The sequence below is a fragment of the Clavibacter capsici genome, from assembly GCF_001280205.1.
Classification (GTDB): Bacteria; Actinomycetota; Actinomycetes; order Actinomycetales; family Microbacteriaceae; genus Clavibacter; species Clavibacter capsici.
On sequence record NZ_CP012573.1, the window covers coordinates 767,707 to 788,327 of the forward strand.

The 20,621-nt window shown below is 73.0% G+C and carries 21 protein-coding genes; 20 read left to right on the forward strand and 1 reads right to left on the reverse strand.

The annotated features are described in order from the left end of the window. Positions 1-9 precede the first annotated feature (9 nt). The 20 genes from ftsH (at position 10) to AES38_RS03865 (ending at position 19,465) form a co-directional block, all read left to right on the forward strand. Entirely contained in the window at positions 10-2,010 is a 2,001-nt protein-coding gene (ftsH, locus tag AES38_RS03775) for an ATP-dependent zinc metalloprotease FtsH (protein ID WP_053773849.1), read from the forward strand. Positions 2,011-2,015: 5 nt separating this feature from the next. Beyond that, positions 2,016-2,606, forward strand: a complete 591-nt coding sequence (folE, locus tag AES38_RS03780; RefSeq protein ID WP_053773850.1) for a GTP cyclohydrolase I — start codon at positions 2,016-2,018, stop codon at positions 2,604-2,606. 35 nt (positions 2,607-2,641) lie between these two features. Beyond that, positions 2,642-3,484 (forward strand): dihydropteroate synthase, encoded by an 843-nt coding sequence (gene folP / locus AES38_RS03785; protein ID WP_053775654.1) that lies wholly within the window; start codon positions 2,642-2,644, stop codon positions 3,482-3,484. A 4-nt stretch (positions 3,485-3,488) separates the two neighbouring features. Continuing rightward, a complete protein-coding gene (locus tag AES38_RS03790) occupies positions 3,489-4,199 on the forward strand; it encodes a DUF3592 domain-containing protein (RefSeq protein WP_053773851.1) in 711 nt (236 codons plus the stop codon). After that, a complete protein-coding gene (folK, locus tag AES38_RS03795; protein WP_053773852.1) occupies positions 4,193-5,098 on the forward strand; it encodes a 2-amino-4-hydroxy-6-hydroxymethyldihydropteridine diphosphokinase in 906 nt (301 codons plus the stop codon). The genes AES38_RS03790 and folK overlap by 7 nt, the downstream gene beginning before the upstream one ends. Further along, complete coding sequence (locus AES38_RS03800) at positions 5,095-5,577, forward strand: DUF3180 domain-containing protein (protein ID WP_053773853.1); 483 nt, start codon at positions 5,095-5,097, stop codon at positions 5,575-5,577. The genes folK and AES38_RS03800 overlap by 4 nt, the downstream gene beginning before the upstream one ends. A gap of 23 nt (positions 5,578-5,600) precedes the next feature. Then, positions 5,601-6,089 (forward strand): PH domain-containing protein, encoded by a 489-nt coding sequence (locus AES38_RS03805; protein ID WP_053773854.1) that lies wholly within the window; start codon positions 5,601-5,603, stop codon positions 6,087-6,089. Then, positions 6,086-7,918: a PH domain-containing protein gene (locus tag AES38_RS03810; RefSeq protein WP_072174607.1), complete on the forward strand. Its 1,833-nt coding sequence runs from the start codon at positions 6,086-6,088 to the stop codon at positions 7,916-7,918. Before AES38_RS03805 ends, AES38_RS03810 begins: the two co-directional genes overlap by 4 nt. Beyond that, entirely contained in the window at positions 7,915-8,676 is a 762-nt protein-coding gene (locus AES38_RS03815) for a Rossmann-like and DUF2520 domain-containing protein (protein ID WP_053773855.1), read from the forward strand. Before AES38_RS03810 ends, AES38_RS03815 begins: the two co-directional genes overlap by 4 nt. 41 nt (positions 8,677-8,717) lie before the next feature. Beyond that, positions 8,718-9,596 carry a pantoate--beta-alanine ligase gene (gene panC / locus AES38_RS03820; RefSeq protein ID WP_053773856.1) on the forward strand — a complete coding sequence of 293 codons (879 nt, stop codon included), beginning with the start codon at positions 8,718-8,720 and terminating at the stop codon, positions 9,594-9,596. Positions 9,597-9,722: 126 nt separating this feature from the next. Then, a complete protein-coding gene (lysS, locus tag AES38_RS03825; protein ID WP_053773857.1) occupies positions 9,723-11,258 on the forward strand; it encodes a lysine--tRNA ligase in 1,536 nt (511 codons plus the stop codon). A gap of 5 nt (positions 11,259-11,263) precedes the next feature. After that, positions 11,264-11,389, forward strand: a complete 126-nt coding sequence (locus AES38_RS16205) for a hypothetical protein (protein ID WP_256998852.1) — start codon at positions 11,264-11,266, stop codon at positions 11,387-11,389. 21 nt (positions 11,390-11,410) lie between these two features. Then, positions 11,411-11,593: a hypothetical protein gene (locus tag AES38_RS03830; RefSeq protein WP_043675762.1), complete on the forward strand. Its 183-nt coding sequence runs from the start codon at positions 11,411-11,413 to the stop codon at positions 11,591-11,593. A 153-nt stretch (positions 11,594-11,746) separates the two neighbouring features. After that, a complete protein-coding gene (locus AES38_RS03835; protein WP_053773858.1) occupies positions 11,747-14,257 on the forward strand; it encodes an ATP-dependent Clp protease ATP-binding subunit in 2,511 nt (836 codons plus the stop codon). 157 nt (positions 14,258-14,414) lie between these two features. After that, a complete protein-coding gene (locus tag AES38_RS03840) occupies positions 14,415-15,302 on the forward strand; it encodes an NAD-dependent epimerase/dehydratase family protein (protein WP_053773859.1) in 888 nt (295 codons plus the stop codon). After that, the gene (locus AES38_RS03845) at positions 15,299-16,276 is read left to right on the forward strand and encodes an aldo/keto reductase (protein ID WP_053773860.1); all 978 of its coding nucleotides are present in this window, start codon (positions 15,299-15,301) and stop codon (positions 16,274-16,276) included. Before AES38_RS03840 ends, AES38_RS03845 begins: the two co-directional genes overlap by 4 nt. A 301-nt stretch (positions 16,277-16,577) precedes the next feature. Continuing rightward, a complete protein-coding gene (rplJ, locus tag AES38_RS03850) occupies positions 16,578-17,093 on the forward strand; it encodes a 50S ribosomal protein L10 (RefSeq protein ID WP_012037545.1) in 516 nt (171 codons plus the stop codon). 74 nt (positions 17,094-17,167) lie between these two features. Further along, entirely contained in the window at positions 17,168-17,551 is a 384-nt protein-coding gene (gene rplL / locus AES38_RS03855) for a 50S ribosomal protein L7/L12 (RefSeq protein WP_053773861.1), read from the forward strand. 141 nt (positions 17,552-17,692) lie between these two features. Next, positions 17,693-18,142, forward strand: a complete 450-nt coding sequence (locus tag AES38_RS03860; protein ID WP_053775656.1) for a MarR family winged helix-turn-helix transcriptional regulator — start codon at positions 17,693-17,695, stop codon at positions 18,140-18,142. 90 nt (positions 18,143-18,232) lie between these two features. Beyond that, positions 18,233-19,465, forward strand: a complete 1,233-nt coding sequence (locus AES38_RS03865; RefSeq protein WP_053773862.1) for an MFS transporter — start codon at positions 18,233-18,235, stop codon at positions 19,463-19,465. A 46-nt stretch (positions 19,466-19,511) separates the two neighbouring features. On the opposite strand, the gene AES38_RS03870 is transcribed toward AES38_RS03865, so the two are convergent. Continuing rightward, the gene (locus AES38_RS03870) at positions 19,512-20,531 is read right to left on the reverse strand and encodes a LacI family DNA-binding transcriptional regulator (protein ID WP_053773863.1); all 1,020 of its coding nucleotides are present in this window, start codon (positions 20,529-20,531) and stop codon (positions 19,512-19,514) included. Between the last annotated feature and the right edge of the window lie 90 nt (positions 20,532-20,621).

Below are 20,621 nucleotides of genomic sequence, written 5' to 3' on the forward strand. Positions count from 1 at the left end.
CCTACGCTCATGAACTTCAAGAAGATCCTCCGCAGCCCGATCCTCATCGTCGTCCTCGCCATCGTCGTGGTGACGGTCGGCTTCAGCCTCATCACCGGATCCGGCTACAAGACCATCACCACGCAGCACGGCCTCGAGCTGATCCAGGACGGCAAGGTCGCCTCCGCCAAGATCATCGACGGCGAGCAGCGCGTCGACCTCACGCTCACGGAGGCCGACGGCGACAACGGCACCATGGTGCAGTTCAACTACGTCGCCCAGCGCGGCGGCGAGATCGTCTCGGCCATCACGGAGGCGAACCCGGCCAAGGGCTTCGACGACCAGGTCCCGCAGCCGAGCTGGCTCCTGTCGGCGTTCAGCATCCTGCTGCCGCTCCTGCTCATCGGCTTCTTCATCTGGATCATGTTCTCCGGCATGCAGGGCGGCGGGAACCGCGTCATGCAGTTCGGCAAGTCGAAGGCGAAGCTCGCGTCCAAGGACTCCCCGAAGGTCACCTTCGCCGACGTCGCCGGGTCGGACGAGGCCATCGAGGAGCTCGAGGAGATCAAGGACTTCCTCAAGGAGCCCGCGAAGTTCCAGGCCGTCGGCGCCCGCATCCCCAAGGGCGTGCTGCTCTACGGCCCTCCCGGCACCGGCAAGACCCTGCTCGCGCGCGCCGTCGCCGGCGAGGCGGGCGTGCCCTTCTACTCGATCTCCGGATCCGACTTCGTCGAGATGTTCGTGGGCGTCGGCGCGAGCCGCGTGCGCGACCTCTTCGAGCAGGCCAAGCAGAACGCACCGGCCATCATCTTCGTCGACGAGATCGACGCCGTCGGCCGCCACCGCGGCGCCGGCGTGGGCGGCGGCAACGACGAGCGCGAGCAGACCCTCAACCAGCTCCTGGTGGAGATGGACGGCTTCGACGTCAAGACCAACGTCATCCTCATCGCGGCCACCAACCGGCCCGACGTGCTCGACCCCGCGCTGCTGCGCCCCGGTCGCTTCGACCGCCAGATCGGCGTCGACGCGCCCGACCTCCAGGGCCGCAAGCAGATCCTCGAGGTGCACGGGCGCGGCAAGCCGCTCGCCGCGGGCGTCGACCTCGAGGTGCTCGCGCGGAAGACCCCGGGCTTCACGGGCGCCGACCTCGCCAACGTCCTCAACGAGGCCGCGCTCCTCACGGCGCGCTCCGACGCGCAGCTCATCGACGACCGCGCGCTCGACGAGGCCGTGGACCGCGTCATGGCCGGGCCCCAGCGCCGCAGCCGCATCATGCGCGACCACGAGAAGCTCATCACCGCGTACCACGAGGGCGGCCACGCGCTCGCGGCGGCGGCCATGAACAACACGGATCCCGTCACCAAGGTCACGATCCTGCCCCGCGGCCGCGCCCTCGGCTACACGATGGTGCTGCCGCTGGAGGACAAGTACTCCGTCACGCGCAACGAGCTGCTCGACCAGCTCACGTACGCCATGGGCGGCCGCGTCGCCGAGGAGATCGTCTTCCACGACCCCACCACGGGCGCGTCGAACGACATCGAGAAGGCCACGTCCACGGCCCGCCGCATGGTCACCGAGTACGGCATGAGCGCCAAGGTCGGATCCGTGAAGCTCGGCTCCAGCTCCGGCGAGCCCTTCCTCGGCCGCGAGCTCGGCGGCGGACGCGACTACTCGGAGGACATGGCCCTCACGGTCGACGCCGAGGTGCGCGCGCTCCTCGACGGGGCGCACGACGAGGCCTGGCAGGTCATCAACGACAACCGCGACGTGCTCGACCGCCTCGCGACCGAGCTCCTCGAGAAGGAGACGCTCGACCACGACCAGCTCGCGGCGATCTTCGCGGACGTCAAGAAGCTGCCGCCGCGTCCGCAGTGGCTCTCGAGCGACAAGCGACCGCTGTCCGACCTGCCTCCCGTGCCCATGCCGCAGAAGGCGCCCATCGACCAGGGCGTCGTCGACGGCGCGGTCGACTCGGAGCCGCCGGCCGGCAAGCCGAAGCGCTCGCCCTTCCCGCGTCCTGCGACGGCGTGACCTGAGTGGGCGTCGACCGGGCGCGCATCGAGGCGGCCGTGGCCGAGCTGATCCTGGCCATCGGCGAGGACCCGGGCCGGGAGGGCCTCGTCACCACCCCGGCGCGGGTCGCCGAGGCGTACGGCGAGTTCTTCGCGGGCGTCGGGGCGGATCCGCTCCGGCACCTGCGTGAGACCTTCCCGCTGCCGGAGACGGACGCGGCGCCGCAGCCCGTCATCGTCACGGGGATCGCGTTCCGCTCCATCTGCGAGCACCACCTGCTGCCGTTCACCGGCGTCGCGCACCTGGCCTACGTGCCGGGGGAGCGCATCGTGGGCCTCGGCCGCCTGCCGCGCGTCGTGGACGACCTCGCCTCGCGCCCGCAGATGCAGGAGCGCCTCGGCGAGCAGATCGCCCAGGCCCTCGAGGAGGGGCTCGGCGCGCGCGGCGTCGCCGTCATCCTCGACGCCACGCACGGCTGCGTCACCTCCCGCGGCACGCGCCAGGCGGGCAGCACCACCATCACGATCGCGGCGCGCGGATCCCTCGCCGAGCCGTCGGCGCGCGCCGAGGTGCTCGCGCTGCTGCCCGCCGTCGGCGGCCGGGACCGGCCGTGACCACGCCCGCGTCGGCCGTCGGCCGCACGCTCGTGATGGGGATCCTCAACGCGACGCCCGACTCCTTCAGCGACGGCGGCCGGCACCTCGCGCTCGACGACGCGCTCGCGCACGCCCGCCGCATGGTCGAGCAGGGCGCCGACGTCGTCGACGTGGGCGGCGAGTCCACCCGCCCGGGCGCCGCGCGCGTGGAGGCCGACGAGGAGCTCGCGCGCGTGCTGCCGGTCGTGCGCGGGCTCGCGGACGAGGGGATCCTCGTGAGCGTCGACACCATGCGCGCCGCGACCGCCGAGGCGTGCGTGGCCGCGGGGGCGCGGATCGTGAACGACGTGTCGGGCGGCCTCGCGGATCCCGCCATGGCCGGGGTGGTCGCGGACTCCGCCGTCGACTACGTCGCCATGCACTGGCGCGGCCACAGCGCCACGATGGCCGCGCGTGCGACCTACGTCGACGTCGTCGGTGAGGTGCGCGACGAGCTGCGGGCGCGGATCGACGCGCTGACGGCCGCCGGGATCGACCCCGGACGCATCGTGCTCGACCCCGGCCTCGGGTTCGCGAAGGAGGCGGCGCACGACTGGCAGCTCCTCGGATCCCTCGACGCCGTCACGGACCTCGGGCACCGCGTGCTCGTGGGCGCCTCCCGCAAGCGCTTCCTCGGTCGGCTCCTGCCGGAGGGCGCGTCCGTCGAGGCCCGGGACGTGCCGACCGCGGTCGTCAGCGCGCTGTCCGCGCGCGCGGGGGCCTGGGCCGTGCGCGTGCACGACGTCGCGTCCACGCGCGCGGCGCTCGCGGTCGAGGGGGCGTGGGCCCGGGGCCGCGCGGAGGCCGTCGCCGCCGCATCCGCCGGGCCCTCGCGCCCCGCCGGTCTGTCAGAGTAGGAGCATGAGCGCCGTGAGCCAGGACCGTGTCGTCGTCTCCCCGCAGGCGGTGCTCGTCCGCGTCGCGATCGCCGCGCTCATCGCCTCCGTGGTCCTCGGCGTCGGGCTCACGTTCCCGGCCGACCTCGCCGCCGGCGCGGGCGCCGTGGTCGTGGTCGCGAAGGTCGTCGCCGTCGTGCTGGGGCTCCTCGGATCCCTCGGCAGCGTCTACGCGTCCGTCGTGCTGCTGTCGCCCGCGCTCACCACGGTGGGAGCGGTGCTGTGGCCGGCCGCGGTCGTCCTGCTCGGCACGGCCCTCGGGATCGTCGGGGCGCTGCCGTTCTCCTCCGCCGCGACCGAGGGCGACGCGTCGCACGCGGCCCTCGGCGTCGTGGCCGCGGTGCTCGCCGTGCTCGGGATCGCCGCCGCCGTCGCGTGGGCCGTCGTGCAGCGCCGGGTCGCCCGCCTCGCCGCCACCGCCCGCCGCGTCACCGAGACCGGGCGGCGCACCTCCGCGATCGTCACGGCCGTCCAGCGCCTCGACGGATCCGGCGACGCGGTGCGCGCGCGCCTCACGGTCGCCTTCACCGACGGCGACGGCCGCGACCACCACGTCACGCGCACCGTCACCACCGCGGACGCGCTGCTCCCCGCCGTCGGCGGCAAGCTGCCGCTCTGGTACGACCCGGCCGACCCGGGCGACCTCCCGTCCATCGTCGTGGGCCGCTCATGGTGACGAGCCTCCCGGCCGACCGCATCCTCCTCACCGGCCTCCGCGTCCACGCCCACCACGGCGTCTTCGCCGAGGAGCGCCGCGACGGCCAGTCGTTCGTGATCGACCTCGAGGTCGCGCTCGACCTCGCGCCCGCGGGCGGCAGCGACGAGCTGGGCCGCACGCTGCACTACGGCGAGCTGGCCGAGGAGGTCGCGGCCGCCGCGGAGCGGGACCCCGTCGACCTCATCGAGACCCTCGCCGAGCGCATCGCGGGCGTCGTGCTCGCGCATCCCGTCGCCCGATGGGTGCGCGTCACGGTGCACAAGCCGGACGCGCCCATCGCCGTGCCGTTCGGCGACGTCGCCGTCGTGATCGAGCGCCGGTCGACCCTGCCCGCGCCGGGCGAGGTCGTGCGGGCGGTCGTGGCCGTGGGATCCAACCTCGGCGACCGGCGCGCCACCATCGAGCGCGCGGTCGCCCGCATCGACGGCGTCGCGGGCCTCGGTGTCGCGCGCGCGTCGGAGCTCGTGGAGTCCGTCGCCGTGACGCCCGAGGGGGAGGACCCGACGAAGCCCGGGTACCTCAACGGCGTCGTGCTCGTCGACTGCGCGATCGGCCCGCACGCGCTCCTCGACGCGCTGGCGGGCATCGAGCGCGACCTCGGGCGCGTGCGCGAGGAGCGCTGGGGCGACCGCACGATCGACCTCGACGTGGTCTCGTACGGCGACGTCCGGATCCACGACGACCGCCTCACGGTCCCGCACCCGCGCGCCGCCGAGCGCGCGTTCGTGCTGGGGCCCTGGCTCCAGGCGGATCCCGACGCCGAGCTCCCCGGCCGCGGCCGCGTCGACGCGCTGCTCGCCGATCTCGAGCGCGACGCCCGTGCCGCCCCCGCCGCCGCCCCGGAGGCGACGCCGTGACCCGCACGCGCTCCACGACCCTCATCGCCCTCCTCATCGCGGGCGCGGCCGTCGGCTGGTTCGCGGAGAACGCGCTCCTCATGAGCGGCCAGGCTCTCCTCATCCCGCCGCTCACGCTCGGCGCGACCCTCCTCATCGTCGGGATCGTGCTGATCGCCCTGGCCTGGCCCATCCGGCAGACCACGCGCGGTCGTCGACCCGGCCGCGTCGACCCGTTCCGCGCCACGCGCGTCGTCCTGCTCGCCAAGGCGTCCGCGCTCGCGGGCGCGCTGCTCGCCGGGATCACCGGGGGAGTGCTCGCCTTCGTGCTGGCGCGGCCCGTGCTGCCCGGCGCGTCCTCCGTCGGGCTGGCGGTGGCCGGTACGGTGGGAGCCGTCGTCCTCCTCGTCGCCGGGCTGGTCGCCGAGCACTGGTGCACGGTCCCGCCCGACGACCGGGACGACCCGCGCCCGGGGGATCCGGCGCGCGAGGCCTCGTAGCACCGCACCACCGGAGGAGCACCGTGACCGCGAACGTCGACCCGCACGGCGTCCAGTGGCGCCGCGTCTCCCCGCGCCTCGTCGGCGTCGAGCTGGTGGGCGGCGTGATCACCGCCCTCGTCCTCGGCGGCATCGCGGCGTTCCTCTTCTCCGTCGACGCACCGGGGTGGCTGCCGATCGTGCTCGGCGCCGCCGCGCTCATCGAGCTGGTCGTGACCCTCGTGGTCGTCCCGCGCCGCGTCCGCGCGATGGGGTACCAGCTGCGCGACGACGACCTCGTCTTCCGCCGCGGCATCATGTGGACGCGCATCGTCGCCGTCCCGTACGGCCGGATGCAGCTCGTCGACATCACGCGCGGCCCCGTCGGCCGCGTCCTCGGCCTCGCCGACCTCAAGCTCGTGACGGCGGCGGCGTCGGCGAGCATCCAGATCCCCGGCCTCGCGAACGCCGACGCCGAGGAGCTCCGCGACCGTCTGGTGGCCCTCGCCGAGACGCGTCGGGCCGGGCTGTGACCGACCAGGCGCCCGAGGATCCGGCCGCCCGGGTCCCCGCGTCCTCCGCGTCTCCCGCGGCGGACGCCGACCCCGCGCCCGCGATCCCCGCCGCCGAGGCGCGCATCGCCGAGGAGCTCACCGACGGCGGCTGGCACCGCCTCCACCCGGCCACGCCCCTGCTGCGCGGCGGCGTCGTCTTCCTGCTCGCGATCGGCTTCCTCGTCTCCTCCCTCCGCGAGCAGATCGTGGAGCGCTTCGTCCCCGGCCGGGACCAGGCCGACGGCGAGTCCGACCTCATCCCGTTGCTCGTCGAGTCGGGCGCCCTCATCTGGGTGATCCTCGGCCTCCTCGCCTTCACGCTCCTCGCGGTCGGCATCTCCTACCTGTCGTGGCGGATGCACACGTTCCGGGTCACCGAGGAGACCGTCGAGGTGCGCAGCGGGATCCTGTCGCGCACCAACAGGCGGGCCCGGCTCGACCGGATCCAGGGCGTGGGCATCACGCGGCCCCTCGTCGCGCGGCTGATCGGCGCGGCGAAGCTCGAGATCCAGGTCGCGGGCAACGACGCGAACCTCCCGCTGCACTACCTGCGCTCGCGCGACGCCGACGCGTTCCGCCTCCGCGTGCTGCGGCTCGCGTCCGGGGCGCGCGCCGAGGCGGCCGGATCCGCGTCCGCCGCCCACGGCGCCCCCGGGACCGCCCCGCGCGGCTTCGTCGGCGCGCGCGTCGACGAGTTCCTCGCGCCCGAGCTCGACCCGGACGCGGCCCCGCCGCAGTCGGTCGTGCGCATCCCCATCCCGCGCCTCGTCGGCGCCGTGCTGCTGTCCGCGCCCACCGTGCTCCTCGTGCTGTTCGTGGTCGTCGGGATCCCGCTCATCGTGCGCTTCGAGGCCTGGTACCTGCTCGTGCCGCTGCTGCCGACGCTCCTCGGGTCCGCCGGCTTCTTCGTCCGGCGCATCACCCGCTCGCTGCGCTACAGCGTGGCGGGCACGCCCGACGGCGTGCGCGTCGGCTTCGGCCTCCTCTCGACGAGCAACGACACCATCCCGCCCGGCCGGATCCACGCGGTCGAGGTCGTGCAGCCGCTGCTCTGGCGCGCGGCCGGCTGGTGGGAGATCCGCATCACGCGCGCCTCGCACTCGTCCGCGCCGGGGGCGGCCGGGCAGCAGAACACGTCGATCCTCCCGGTGGGCGACCGCCGCGACGTCGACCGCGTCCTCGGCCTCGTCCTGCCGCAGCTGGTGGGCGAGGACGCGCTCGCGCTCATCGGCACGGGCATGACGGGCCGGGGCGGCGCCGACGACGGCTTCACGACGTCGCCGCGCCGCGCCTGGATCCTCAAGCCGTTCTCGTGGCGGCGCACCGGCTTCGCGGTCGACGACTCCGCGTTCCTCGTCCGCCGGGGCGTGATCTGGCGCCGCCTGGTCGTCGTGCCGCACGCCCGCACGCAGGGCGTCGACCTCACGCAGGGCCCGATCGACCGCCGGCTCGACCTCGTCTCCGTGCGCGCCGCCACCGTCGCGGGCCCGGTGGACACCCGGCTCGGCGCCATCGACCGCGCCACGGGCGTCGAGCTGTCGACCCGGCTGATCGCCGCGGCCGTCGCCTCCGCCCGGGCCGACACCTCCGCGCGCTGGGGCGCCGAGGCGGCGAGCTGGCCGGCGCCCGGGTCGGCAGCGGCGTGCGCTCCCGGCGCCCCGGATCCCGCGACGGCTCCCGCCGCGGATCCCGCTCCTGCTCCTGGGACGGCCCCCGACGCCTCGATGGACGACGGCGTCCCGACTGAGACGGCACCCGAGACCCCGTCCGCCCCGCGCCACCGATCCACCCCCGAGGACCCCGCATGACCGCCCCCTCCCAGCGCTCCGGCCGCCTCGGCGTCGGCATCATCGGCGCCGGCCGCGTCGGCCCCGTCCTCGGCATGGCGCTCGCGGGCGCCGGCCACGCCATCACGGGTATCTCCGCGCTCTCCGAGGCCAGCCGCGAGCGCGCGGAGACGATGCTGCCGGACGTGCCCGTGCTCGAGATCCCCGAGATCGTGGAGCGCAGCGAGCTCGTGATCCTCGCCGTCCCCGACGCCGAGCTCCCCGGCCTCGTCTCCGGCCTCGCCGCGACGGGCGCGTGGCAGGCGGGCCAGCTGGTGATGCACACGTCGGCCGCGCACGGGGTCCAGGTGCTGGCGCCCGCGTTCGCCGCCGGGATCATCCCGCTCGCCATCCACCCGGCGATGTCGTTCACCGGCACGAGCATGGACCTCAGCCGCATGCTCGACAGCTGGTTCGCCGTGACCGCCCCCGCGCCCGTGCTCCCCATCGCGCAGGTGCTGGTGGTGGAGATGGGCGGGGAGCCCGTCGTCGTGGAGGAGCGGGACCGCGCGGCCTACGCGGAGGCCATCGCCACCGCGACCACGTTCTCCACCGCGATCGTCGACCAGGCCGCCGGCCTCCTCGCGGGCATCGGCGTGGAGGAGCCCGGCCGCGTGCTCGGCCCGCTGATCCGCTCCGCCGTCGACGACGCCCTCCGCCGCTCCTCCGCGGCCGGCGGCGCGCGCCTCACCACGGGCGACGTCCCGCGGCCGACGGACGACGGGCCCGACGCGCACTAACCTGGTGCGTCCGCGTCCCGAGCCCCGAGGAGCACCACGGCATGACGATCCCCGCGCCCACCGTCGTCACCGGCATCGCCGAGCTGCGCGCCCGCGTGCGCGACCACCGCGCCGCCCGCGCCGCGGCGGGCGAGGAGGCCGTGGTCGTGCTCGTCCCCACGATGGGCGCGCTGCACGAGGGCCACCTGGCGCACGCGCGCCGGGCCCGCGAGCTCGGATCCCTCGTGGTCGTCTCGATCTTCGTCAACCCGCTGCAGTTCGGCGCGGGCGAGGACCTCGACGCCTACCCCCGCACGCTCGACGCCGACGTGGAGGCGCTCGCCGCCACGGGCGTCGACCTCGTCTTCGCGCCGTCCGCGGCCGAGATGTACCCGGACGGACCCGCGCGCATCCGCGTCACCGGCGGATCCGTCGCCCTCGCGCTCGAGGGCCGCTCCCGCCCCGGCCACTTCGACGGCATGCTCACCGTCGTGGCGAAGCTGCTCCACGTCGTCGCCCCCGACGTCGCCACGTTCGGCCGCAAGGACGCCCAGCAGCTGCACCTCGTGCGCCGCATGGTGCGCGACCTCGACCTGCCCGTCCGCATCGAGGAGCTGCCCACCGTCCGCGAGCCCGACGGCCTCGCCCTCTCCAGCCGCAACCGCTACCTCGACGACCGCGAGCGCCGCGCCGCCCGCGTCATCCCGGCCGCGCTCGAGGCCGCCCAGAGCGCGGGATCCCGCGGCATCGACGCGGTCATCGCCGCCGCGCAGTCGGTCGTCATGGGGGAGCCCGCCGTGGCGCTCGACTACTTCCAGGTGGTGGATCCCGCCACCTTCGAGCCCGTCGACGACGGCTACCGCGGCGCGGCCCTCGCCGTCGTCGCGGCCCGCGTCGGCACCACGCGCCTCATCGACAACGAGACCGTCGTCATCGCCTGACCCGCCCGTGGGTGCCGCACCGGCCCCCGTCCGCCTGGCCGTGCCCGGCCCCCGCCCGCACCTGCGAGAATCGACGGGAGGCCGCTCGGCCGCACGCCCCTTCGACCCGCGAGGATCCGCCCGCACATGACCGACAGCCCCGGAACGCCCGCGACCACCGCCACGCCCGCCGACGTGGAGGGGTCCGCCGAGGACATCGCCGAGCAGAAGGCCGTGCGCCTCGCCAAGCGCGCCCGCCTCAACGCCCAGGGCGGTCCCGGCGAGGGCGCGTACCCCGTGCAGGTCCCGGTCACCACCACGATCCCCGCGGTCCGCGCCGAGTTCGGCCACCTCGAGCCCGGCGAGGAGACCGACCACGTCGTCGGCATCGCCGGCCGCGTCGTCCACTTCCGCAACACCGGGAAGCTCTGCTTCGCCACGCTCCAGGCGGGCGACGGCACGCGCATCCAGGCCATGATCTCGCTGGCCGAGGTCGGCGACGAGTCGCTCGCCGCGTGGAAGGAGCTCGTCGACCTGGGTGACCACGTCTTCGTCGCCGGCCGCGTCATCGCGAGCCGCAAGGGCGAGCTGTCGATCATGGCCACCGAGTGGCGCATCGCGTCGAAGGCCCTGCTGCCGCTGCCGAACCTGCACTCCGAGCTCTCCGACGAGACGCGCGTCCGCAGCCGCTACCTCGACCTCATCGTGCGCGACCAGGCCCGCAGGAACGTCCTCGACCGCGCGAAGGTGAACGCCTCGATGCGCGAGACGTTCCGGAAGCGCGGCTACGTCGAGGTCGAGACGCCCATGCTGCAGGTGATGCACGGCGGCGCCTCCGCCCGCCCGTTCGTCACGCACTCCAACGCGTTCGACACCGAGATGTACCTCCGCATCGCGCCCGAGCTGTACCTCAAGCGCGCGGTGGTCGGCGGCATCGACCGCGTCTTCGAGATCAACCGCAACTTCCGCAACGAGGGCGCCGACTCCACGCACAGCCCCGAGTTCGCGATGCTCGAGGCCTACGAGGCCTACGGCGACTACACGTCCATCGCCGAGCTCACCCAGACGCTCGTGCAGGACGCGGCCATGGCCGTCGCCGGCAGCCACGTCGTCACGTGGGCCGACGGCACCGAGTACGACCTCGGCGGCGAGTGGGACCGGATCTCCATGTACGGCTCGCTGAGCGAGGCCGCGGGCGTCGAGATCACCCCCGCCACCACCGTCGACGAGCTGCAGGCCATCGCGGACCGCGAGGGCGTCGTCGTGCCGCTGAGCACGCACGGCAAGCTCGTCGAGGAGCTCTGGGAGCACTTCGTGAAGGGCTCCCTGGAGCGCCCCACGTTCGTGCTCGACTTCCCCGTGGAGACGTCGCCCCTCACGCGCGCGCACCGCTCGATCGAGGGCGTCGTCGAGAAGTGGGACCTCTACATCCGCGGCTTCGAGCTGGCCACCGGCTACTCCGAGCTCGTGGATCCCGTCGTGCAGCGCGAGCGCTTCGTCGACCAGGCCCGCCAGTCGGCCCGCGGCGACGACGAGGCCATGCCGCTGGACGAGGAGTTCCTCCGCGCGCTCGAGCACGGCATGCCGCCGTCGGGCGGCATGGGCATGGGGGTCGACCGGCTCCTCATGGCCATCACGGGCCTCGGCATCCGCGACACCATCCTGTTCCCCCTAGTGAAGTAGGCATCATGCCCCTCGGCCCCAACGGCACCGACCCCAAGAAGCCCACCACCGCGCGCTACGCGCTCTGGATCATCGTCGGCGGCATCGCCGTCGTCATGATCGGCCAGGGCGTCGTCGGCATCCTCACCTAGAGCGCGGCGTATCCTTCTCGCATGGATGCTTTCTGGGCGAGCGCGATCTGGTCGATCCTCCCCACCCTCGGCGTGGGGCTGATCTTCTGGTTCATCATGCGCGCCGTCATCCAGGCGGACAAGCAGGAGCGCAAGGCCTACGCCGCCATCGAGGCCAAGGAGCGCGCCCGCATGGGCGTCCCCGCGCCCGACGCCGACCGCTAGCGGAGCCCGCTCCGCGCCTCGGCCCCGGGCTCGATCCGCCGCCTCGCGCATCGCGTCACGCCCACGGCGAACAGGGGCATGCACTCCTCGGACCCGTCGTTACTCTCTACATATCGGCGCCGGCCCCCTGCCCCGGTGCCCAGGGAGATACAGATGTTCGAGAGATTCACCGACCGCGCTCGTCGCGTCGTCGTCCTGGCCCAAGAAGAGGCCAAGATGCTCAACCACAACTACATCGGGACCGAGCACATCCTGCTCGGCCTCATCCACGAGGGCGAAGGCGTGGCCGCCAAGGCCCTGGAGTCGCTCGGCATCTCCCTCGATGCCGTCCGCGAACAGGTCCAGGACATCATCGGCCAGGGCCAGCAGCAGCCCACGGGTCACATCCCGTTCACGCCGCGCGCGAAGAAGGTCCTGGAGCTGTCGCTCCGCGAGGCCCTCCAGCTCGGCCACAACTACATCGGCACCGAGCACATCCTGCTCGGCCTGATCCGCGAGGGCGAGGGCGTCGCCGCGCAGGTGCTCGTCAAGCTCGGCGCGGACCTCAACCGCGTGCGCCAGCAGGTCATCCAGCTCCTGTCCGGATACCAGGGCAAGGAGGCGGTCGCCGTCGGCGGCGAGGCCCAGCAGAGCCAGCAGGCGGGCTCCACGGTCCTCGACCAGTTCGGGCGCAACCTCACGCAGGCCGCGCGCGACGGCAAGCTCGACCCGGTCATCGGGCGCGAGAAGGAGATCGAGCGCGTGATGCAGATCCTGTCGCGCCGCTCCAAGAACAACCCCGTCCTCATCGGCGAGCCCGGCGTCGGCAAGACCGCCGTCGTCGAGGGCCTGGCGCAGGCCATCGTCAAGGGCGACGTCCCGGAGACGCTGAAGGACAAGCAGCTCTACACGCTCGACCTCGGCTCGCTCATCGCCGGGTCCCGCTACCGCGGCGACTTCGAGGAGCGCCTCAAGAAGGTCACCAAGGAGATCCGCACCCGCGGCGACATCATCACCTTCATCGACGAGATCCACACCCTCGTGGGCGCGGGTGCCGCCGAGGGCGCCATCGACGCGGCCAGCATCCTCAAGCCGCTCCTCGCGCGCGGCGAGCTGCAGACCATCGGCGCGACCACGCTGGACGAGTACCGCAAGCACTTCGAGAAGGACGCGGCCCTCGAGCGCCGCTTCCAGCCGATCCAGGTGCAGGAGCCCTCGCTGCCGCACACGATCAACATCCTCAAGGGCCTGCGCGACAAGTACGAGGCGTTCCACAAGGTGTCCATCACCGACGGCGCCATCGTCTCGGCGGCGAACCTCGCCGACCGCTACATCGCCGACCGCTTCCTGCCGGACAAGGCCATCGACCTGATCGACGAGGCCGGCGCGCGCCTCCGCCTCTCGATCCTGTCGGCCCCGCCGGAGCTCCGCGAGTTCGACGAGCGCATCTCCACGGTCCGCGTGGCCAAGGAGACCGCCATCGAGGACCAGGACTTCGAGAAGGCCGCGAGCCTGCGCGACGAGGAGAAGAACCTCCTCGGCGAGCGCCTCCGCCTCGAGAAGCAGTGGCGCTCGGGCGACGTCCGCACCACCGCCGAGGTCGACGAGGGCCTGATCGCCGAGGTGCTGGCCCAGGCCACGGGCATCCCGGTCTTCAAGCTCACGGAGGAGGAGTCCTCGCGGCTCGTCTTCATGGAGAAGGCCCTGCACCAGCGGGTCATCGGCCAGGAGGAGGCCATCTCGGCCCTGTCCAAGACCATCCGCCGCACCCGCGCCGGCCTCAAGGACCCGCGTCGTCCCTCGGGATCGTTCATCTTCGCCGGCCCCACGGGCGTCGGCAAGACGGAGCTCGCGAAGGCCCTGGCGGAGTTCCTGTTCGACGACGAGGACGCCCTCATCTCGCTCGACATGAGCGAGTACGGCGAGAAGCACACCGTGAGCCGCCTCTTCGGCGCCCCTCCCGGGTTCGTCGGCTTCGAGGAGGGCGGCCAGCTCACCGAGAAGGTGCGCCGCAAGCCGTTCTCCGTGGTGCTCTTCGACGAGATCGAGAAGGCCCACCCGGACATCTTCAACTCGCTGCTCCAGATCCTGGAGGAGGGACGCCTGACGGATGGCCAGGGCCGCGTGGTCGACTTCAAGAACACGGTCATCATCATGACCACCAACCTCGGCACCAAGGACATCACGGGTGCCCCGGTCGGGTTCCAGGTCGAGAACAACGCCGCGAACTCCTACGAGCGGATGAAGGGCAAGGTCAGCGAGGAGCTGAAGAAGAACTTCAAGCCCGAGTTCCTCAACCGCGTGGACGACACCATCGTCTTCCCGCAGCTGTCGAAGCCCGAGCTGCTCCAGATCGTCGACCTGTTCGTGAAGCGCCTGTCGGACCGCATGATGGACCGCGATCTCACGATCACGCTCGAGACCGCCGCGAAGGAGCGCCTCATCGAGGTCGGCTTCGACCCGTCGCTCGGCGCCCGGCCCCTGCGCCGCGCGGTGCAGCACGAGATCGAGGACCGGCTGTCGGAGCGCATCCTGCAGGGCGACCTCAACGCGGGCGACCACGTGCACGTCGACTACGTGGACGGCGAGTTCACGTTCGTCACCACGCAGCGCGAGGGGCTCACGGTCGGCGCCGGCATCGGCACCGGACCCTCGTCCCCGGACCTCGCCATCACCAGCGAGTAGTCCCGCACGACCACGACGGCCCGTCGTCCCCGAGAGGGGGCGGCGGGCCGTCGCCGTGCGCGCGGGCTGCGCGTGTCCTCCATCCCGCTGTCGCCCGCTGCGGACGCGGGCCAGGATGGACGGGGGCGGAACCGCCCCACGAAGGAGATGCCAGCTGATGAGAATCGCCGTCACCGGGGGCTCGGGCAAGCTCGGCCGCCACGTCGTCGCCGACCTGCGCGCCCACGGCCACGAGGTCACCAACATCGACCAGGTGGGGGAGCGCGGATCCGGCTACGTCCGCGTCGACACCACCGACTACGGGCAGGTGGTCGACGCCCTGTTCGGCGTCCAGGACCTGCACGACGGGTTCGACGCGATCGTGCACCTCGCCGCGATCCCGGCCCCCGCGATCCTGAGCGACGTGGCCACGTTCCACAACAACATGCTCACGAGCTTCAACGTCTTCCAGGCCGCGCGCCGGGCGGGCATCACGAAGATCGTCTACGCGTCCAGCGAGACCGTGCTCGGCCTGCCGTTCGACGTGCCGCCGCCGTACATCCCCGTCGACGAGGAGTACCCCGCGCAGCCCAACAGCACCTACTCGCTCGTGAAGCACCTCGAGGAGCAGATGGCCATCGAGCTGTGCCGCTGGGATCCCGAGCTGCAGGTCACCGCGCTCCGCTTCTCCAACGTCATGGACGTCGACGACTACGACGAGTTCCCGGGCTTCGACGACGACGCGCTCGCGCGCAAGTGGAACCTGTGGGGCTACATCGACGGCCGCGACGGCGCGCAGGCCGTCCGCAAGGCGCTCGAGCACGACGGGCGCGGCTTCGACCGCTTCATCGTCGCGAACGCCGACACCGTGATGAGCCGCTCGTCGGACGAGCTCGCCGCCGAGGTGTTCCCCGGCGTCGAGGTCACCAAGGAGCTGGGCGAGCACGAGACGCTGCTGTCCATCGACAAGGCCCGCCGGATCCTCGGCTACGAGCCCGAGCACACCTGGCGCGACCACGCGCCGGCCACCACGGGCGACGACCCTGTCGCCGGGCACCCGTCGTGAGGTACGTGAGGCTGGGCAGCACCGGGACCGAGGTCTCCGCGATCGCCCTCGGCTGCATGAGCTACGGCGAGCCGACGCGCGGCAACCACGCGTGGACGCTCTCCGAGGAGGACTCGATCCCGCTCATCCGGCGCGCGGTCGAGCTCGGGATCACCTTCTTCGACACCGCCAACGTCTACTCCGACGGGTCGAGCGAGGAGATCACGGGCCGCGCCCTGAAGGCGATGACCACGCGCGAGGAGGTGGTCATCGCCACCAAGGTGCACGGCGCCATGGGGGAGGGGCCGAACTCGCGCGGGCTGTCGCGGAAGCACATCATGTGGCAGATCGACGAGAGCCTCCGCCGGCTGGGGACCGACTACGTGGACCTCTACCAGATCCACCGCTTCGACCCGGCAACGCCGCTCGAGGAGACGCTCGAGGCGCTCGACGACCTCGTGAGGGCCGGCAAGGTGCGCTACCTCGGCGCCTCGTCCATGGACGCCTGGCGGTTCTCGAAGGCGCTGCACCTGCAGCGGGCGAACGGCTGGGCGCGGTTCGTCACGATGCAGGACCACTACAACCTCGTCAACCGCGAGGAGGAGCGGGAGATGCTGCCCCTCTGCGCCGACGAGGGCGTGGGATCCCTGCCGTGGAGCCCGCTCGCGCGCGGTCGCCTCACCCGCGACTGGGACGCGTCGACCGCCCGCAGCGAGACCGACGAGTTCGGGTCGACGCTCTACGCCGCGCAGGAGGACTCGGACCGCCAGGTGGCAGCCGCGGTGGCGGACGTCGCCGAGGCGCGCGGGGTCCCGCGCGCGCAGGTGGCGCTCGCGTGGGTGTCCCGCAACCCCGTCGTGACCGCGCCCATCGTGGGCGGCACGAAGGTGTCGCACATCGAGGACGCGGTCGCCTCGCTCGACATCGAGCTCACGGACGACGAGGTCACCCTGCTCGAGGAGCGCTACGTGCCGCACGCGGTCGTCGGCTACTGACCGCTCCGGGGATCGCCCGCGCCCGTCGACTTGCGCGGGCGGTCCTCCGTCCCCTACTCTGATCGAAGCCACAGACCGCTGGTCGTCGGCGTGCCTCCGCGAGGGGATGCGCCGGACGAAGGTTCACTCAGGTGAAGGCCCGCGCAGGTGATCGAAGCAAGAACCGCGCACGCCCCGAGGGCCTGCGCGTCACTCCCGCTCCGGCCTCCTGTGCCGGAGCGTTTCTCATGTGTGCAGCCGGGGGCTGCCAGCACCCCGCCCCGCTTCCGCGGTGTCGGGGAACCACGTGATAAGGAGTGCCATGGCGAACAAGGAAGCCTCGGTCGCCGAGCTCGCGGAGAAGTTCCGCAGCTCGAACGCCGTACTGCTCACCGAGTACCGCGGTCTCACCGTTGCCCAGCTCAAGCAGCTGCGGAAGAGCATCAGTGCAGACGCGACCTACGCCGTGGTGAAGAACACGCTGACCAAGATCGCGGCGAACCAGGCGGGGATCTCGTCGTTCGACGACGAGCTCGTCGGCCCGTCCGCGATCGCGTTCGTGCACGGCGACACCGTCGCCGTCGCGAAGGCGCTGCGCACCTTCACCAAGGCCAACCCTCTTCTCGTCGTGAAGGGCGGTTACTTCGACGGCAACCCCCTGACGGCGGACGAGGTGAACAAGCTCGCCGACCTCGAGTCGCGGGAGGTGCTGCTGGGCAAGCTCGCCGGCGCCTTCAAGGCCTCGCTCTTCGGCGCGGCGTACCTGTTCAACGCACCGCTCTCGCAGGCCGTACGCACCGTCGAGGCGCTGCGCGAGAAGCAGGAATCGGCTCAGTAGCACCCCTCGGGTCCCATCCCCGGGGCGCGATGCACTGATCCACCAGACACCACACCAACCCAAGGAGAATCACCATGGCAAAGCTCTCTAACGACGAGCTCATCGAGGCCTTCAAGGAGCTCACGCTCATCGAGCTCAGCGACTTCGTCAAGAAGTTCGAGGAGGTCTTCGAGGTCACCGCCGCGGCGCCCGTCGCCGCTGCCGCCGCCCCCGGCGCCGCTGCCCCCGCGGAGGAGGTCGAGGAGAAGACGTCCTTCGACGTCATCCTCGAGGCCGCCGGCGACAAGAAGATCCAGGTCATCAAGGAGGTGCGCGCGCTCACCAGCCTCGGCCTCGGTGAGGCGAAGGCCCTCGTCGACGGCGCCCCCAAGCCCGTCCTGGAGGGTGCCAACAAGGAGGCCGCCGACAAGGCGAAGGCCCAGCTCGAGGCCGCGGGCGCGACGGTCACCGTCAAGTAGCTCGTACCACGCACAGCGCTCAGGGCGCCGATCCCCTCAGGGGGGTCGGCGCCCTGCGTCGTTCCCGGGGACCGGTGTCCGCCCGCCCCCCCTCGGGGAGGCCGCTCGACATATGCATAGCCGAGCTATATGCTGGGATCCATGACCTCGACCGATCCCGACCTGCGCGCCCTCCTCGGCGACCTCGTCACGGCCGGCCACCGGCTCACCCGCCTGGCGGCGCACGAGGTCGGCGGCACCAGCTCGCCGGCGGTCTGGCGCACGCTCTCCGTGCTCGTCAGCTGGCCCGGCGGCATGCGCCTCGGCGTGCTCGCCGAGCGCAGCCGCGTCGCGCAGCCCACCACGACCAAGATCGTGCGCTCGCTCGTCGCACAGGGCTGGATCGCGCAGGTGACGGACCCGTCCGACGCGCGCGCGACGGTCCTGGAGATCACGCCGGCGGGGGAGGCCGCGCTCGACGACTGGCGCGACCGCCTCGCCACCGCCCTCGTGCCGCGCTTCGCCGACCTCCCGGCCGACGACGTGGCCGTGATCGCGCGGGCCGTCGAGCTCGTGCTGGCGCGCGTCGACCGCGCGCCGACCGACGGCTGACCGCCGCCCGCACGCCCGTCGGCGCCCCAGCGCGCCGTCCCGGTCCATCCGCATCCATCCGCATCGATCCCAGGAGGCGACACCGCACCCGTGTCCACCCAGCAGCACGCGTCGTTCCGCGACATCTTCCGCCAGCCCCGCTCCGTCTTCGCCGTCGCCTTCGCGTGCGTCATCGCGTTCATGGGCATCGGCCTGGTCGACCCGATCCTCCCCGCCATCGCGGAGAGCCTCGACGCCACCGCCACCCAGGCCGAGCTCCTCTTCACCAGCTACCTGCTCGTCACCGGGCTCGCGATGCTCGTCACCAGCTGGATCTCCAGCCGCATCGGCGCCAAGCGCACGCTGCTCATCGGCCTCGCCGTGATCGTCGTCTTCGCCGCGGCCGCGGGCCTCTCGCAGGACGTCGAGTCCGTCATCGGCTTCCGCGCCGGATGGGGTCTCGGCAACGCCCTCTTCATCTCGACGGCGCTCGCCACCATCGTCGGATCCGCGTCCGGCGGCACGGCGTCGGCGATCATGCTCTACGAGGCGGCGCTCGGCCTCGGCATCGCGATCGGCCCGCTCCTCGGCGGCGTCCTCGGCAGCTGGAGCTGGCGCGGCCCGTTCTTCGGCACCGCGACGCTCATGGCGGTCGGCTTCGTCGCGATCCTGGCCCTGCTCGGCAAGGACGCCGGGCCGCGCACGCCCATGCGCCTGTCGGCCCCGCTGCGCGCGCTCCGCACGCCGGCCCTGGCCGTGCTCGCCGCCGCCGCGCTCTTCTACAACATCGGCTTCTTCGTGCTGCTCGCCTACACGCCGTTCCCGCTGGGCTTCGACGCCATAGGCCTCGGCCTCACGTTCTTCGGCTGGGGCGTCGGCCTCGCGATCACGTCGGTGCTCGTGGCGCCGCTCCTCACCCGGCGGATGGCCCGCACCTCGGTCCTCCGGCTGGTGCTGCCGCTCCTCGCCGTCGACCTGGCCGCGGCCGGCCTCGTGGTGCGCTCGGCGACCGGCCTCGTGATCTGCGTGATCGTGGGCGGGCTCCTGCTGGGCGTCCTCAACACCGTGCTCACCGAGTGCGTGATGGAGGCCACCGACCACCCGCGCAGCGTCGCGTCCTCCGCGTACTCGTCCGTCCGGTTCCTCGGCGGCGCCATCGCGCCGCCCGCGGCGACCGAGCTGGCGAACCTGTTCTCGGACGCGACGCCCTACTACGCGGCGGCCGGATCGGTGCTCGTCGCCCTCGTGATCGTGGTCGCCGGCCACCGCTGGCTGCGCCGCGTGGACGCCGAGCCCGTCGACGCCCTCGAGGAGGCGCAGGCGGTCACCGCCGGCGACGCCTGACGCCCGGCTGGATCCGTCCGGCCCCGCCCCCGGACCCCGTCCGCCCTCACGGTGCGGGCGGGGCCGGGGGCGCCGTCGTGCTCGCGCGGGCCGCGAAGTCGACGGGCATCGTCTCGGTGCGCTCCGCGGCGCCGCCCGGTGCGAGCCCCTCGAGGACCATGCCCACGGCCGCCCGTCCCTGCCGCCGCGGGTGCTGCTCCACGGTCGTCAGCCCGAACAGCGGCGCCAGCGCGTGCCCGTCTATGCCCGCGACCGAGAGCTCGGCCGGCACCGCGATCCCCAGCTGCCGCGCGGCGAGGATCGTGCCGATGGCGATCTCGTCGGAGGCCGCGAAGACCGCGGTCGGGCGGCTCCGCGGATCCGCCAGCAGCGCCATCGCGGAGCGGAAGCCGCCGTCGATCGTGAAGTCCGCCGTGGCGAAGCGCGCCTCGAGCCCGCGGGGATCCGCGTCGATCGCCGCCCGGTAGCCCGCCAGCCGCTTGGCGTGCACGAAGAAGGCCATCTGCGCGTGCAGGTCGCCGCCGAGGTGCACCACGCGCGCGTGGCCGAGCCTCAGCAGGTGCTCGGTCGCGAGCCGTGCGGCGGCCTCGTCGTCGATGCTGAGCGTGCTCATGCCCTCGACCGGTCCGCCGATGCCGACGAGCGGCTTGTCGAGGCGGCGCAGCCGCACGACCTCGGCCGGCGTGAGCGCGACGCTCACCGCGATCACCGCGTCCACGCGCTTGCGCACCAGGAAGTACTCGAACACCTTCCGGCGCTGCTCCGGGTCGTCGGTGAGGCGGTAGAGCGTGAGGTCGTAGTCGGCCTCGATGAGCGCCTCCTCGATCCCCTCGAGCAGCTCGGCGAAGAACCAGCGGTTGATGAAGGGGAGCACGACGCCGACGTTCTTCGACTGGCCGGTCACGAGGCTGGAGGCGTTCGAGGAGACGACGTAGCCGATCTCGGCCGCCGCCTCGGAGACCCGGGTGCGCGTGGCGGGGGAGACGTAGCCGCGGCCGCTGAGGGCGCGCGACGCGGTGGCCTTCGAGACCCCGGCGAGGCGGGCGACGTCGGCGATGGCGCTCATCGCGCTCCCTCTCATCGGGTCCCGCGGCGCCTCGTCGCGCCGGACGCGCGCAGTGGAAGCGGTTCCAGGATGCGCGGGGTCGAGTCCGAT

What these genes read in the sequence shown, in the direction of transcription:
- ftsH (WP_053773849.1), top strand. Translation starts at nt 10, where the DNA reads ATGAACTTCAAGAAGATCCTCCGCAGCCCGATCCTCATCGTCGTCCTC.
- folP (WP_053775654.1), top strand. Translation starts at nt 2,642, where the DNA reads ATGGGGATCCTCAACGCGACGCCCGACTCCTTCAGCGACGGCGGCCGG.
- AES38_RS03790 (WP_053773851.1), top strand. Translation starts at nt 3,489, where the DNA reads ATGAGCGCCGTGAGCCAGGACCGTGTCGTCGTCTCCCCGCAGGCGGTG.
- folK (WP_053773852.1), top strand. Translation starts at nt 4,193, where the DNA reads ATGGTGACGAGCCTCCCGGCCGACCGCATCCTCCTCACCGGCCTCCGC.
- AES38_RS03815 (WP_053773855.1), top strand. Translation starts at nt 7,915, where the DNA reads ATGACCGCCCCCTCCCAGCGCTCCGGCCGCCTCGGCGTCGGCATCATC.
- panC (WP_053773856.1), top strand. Translation starts at nt 8,718, where the DNA reads ATGACGATCCCCGCGCCCACCGTCGTCACCGGCATCGCCGAGCTGCGC.
- lysS (WP_053773857.1), top strand. Translation starts at nt 9,723, where the DNA reads ATGACCGACAGCCCCGGAACGCCCGCGACCACCGCCACGCCCGCCGAC.
- AES38_RS16205 (WP_256998852.1), top strand. Translation starts at nt 11,264, where the DNA reads ATGCCCCTCGGCCCCAACGGCACCGACCCCAAGAAGCCCACCACCGCG.
- AES38_RS03830 (WP_043675762.1), top strand. Translation starts at nt 11,411, where the DNA reads ATGGATGCTTTCTGGGCGAGCGCGATCTGGTCGATCCTCCCCACCCTC.
- AES38_RS03835 (WP_053773858.1), top strand. Translation starts at nt 11,747, where the DNA reads ATGTTCGAGAGATTCACCGACCGCGCTCGTCGCGTCGTCGTCCTGGCC.
- AES38_RS03840 (WP_053773859.1), top strand. Translation starts at nt 14,415, where the DNA reads ATGAGAATCGCCGTCACCGGGGGCTCGGGCAAGCTCGGCCGCCACGTC.
- rplJ (WP_012037545.1), top strand. Translation starts at nt 16,578, where the DNA reads ATGGCGAACAAGGAAGCCTCGGTCGCCGAGCTCGCGGAGAAGTTCCGC.
- rplL (WP_053773861.1), top strand. Translation starts at nt 17,168, where the DNA reads ATGGCAAAGCTCTCTAACGACGAGCTCATCGAGGCCTTCAAGGAGCTC.
- AES38_RS03860 (WP_053775656.1), top strand. Translation starts at nt 17,693, where the DNA reads ATGACCTCGACCGATCCCGACCTGCGCGCCCTCCTCGGCGACCTCGTC.
- AES38_RS03870 (WP_053773863.1), bottom strand. Translation starts at nt 20,531, where the DNA reads ATGAGCGCCATCGCCGACGTCGCCCGCCTCGCCGGGGTCTCGAAGGCC.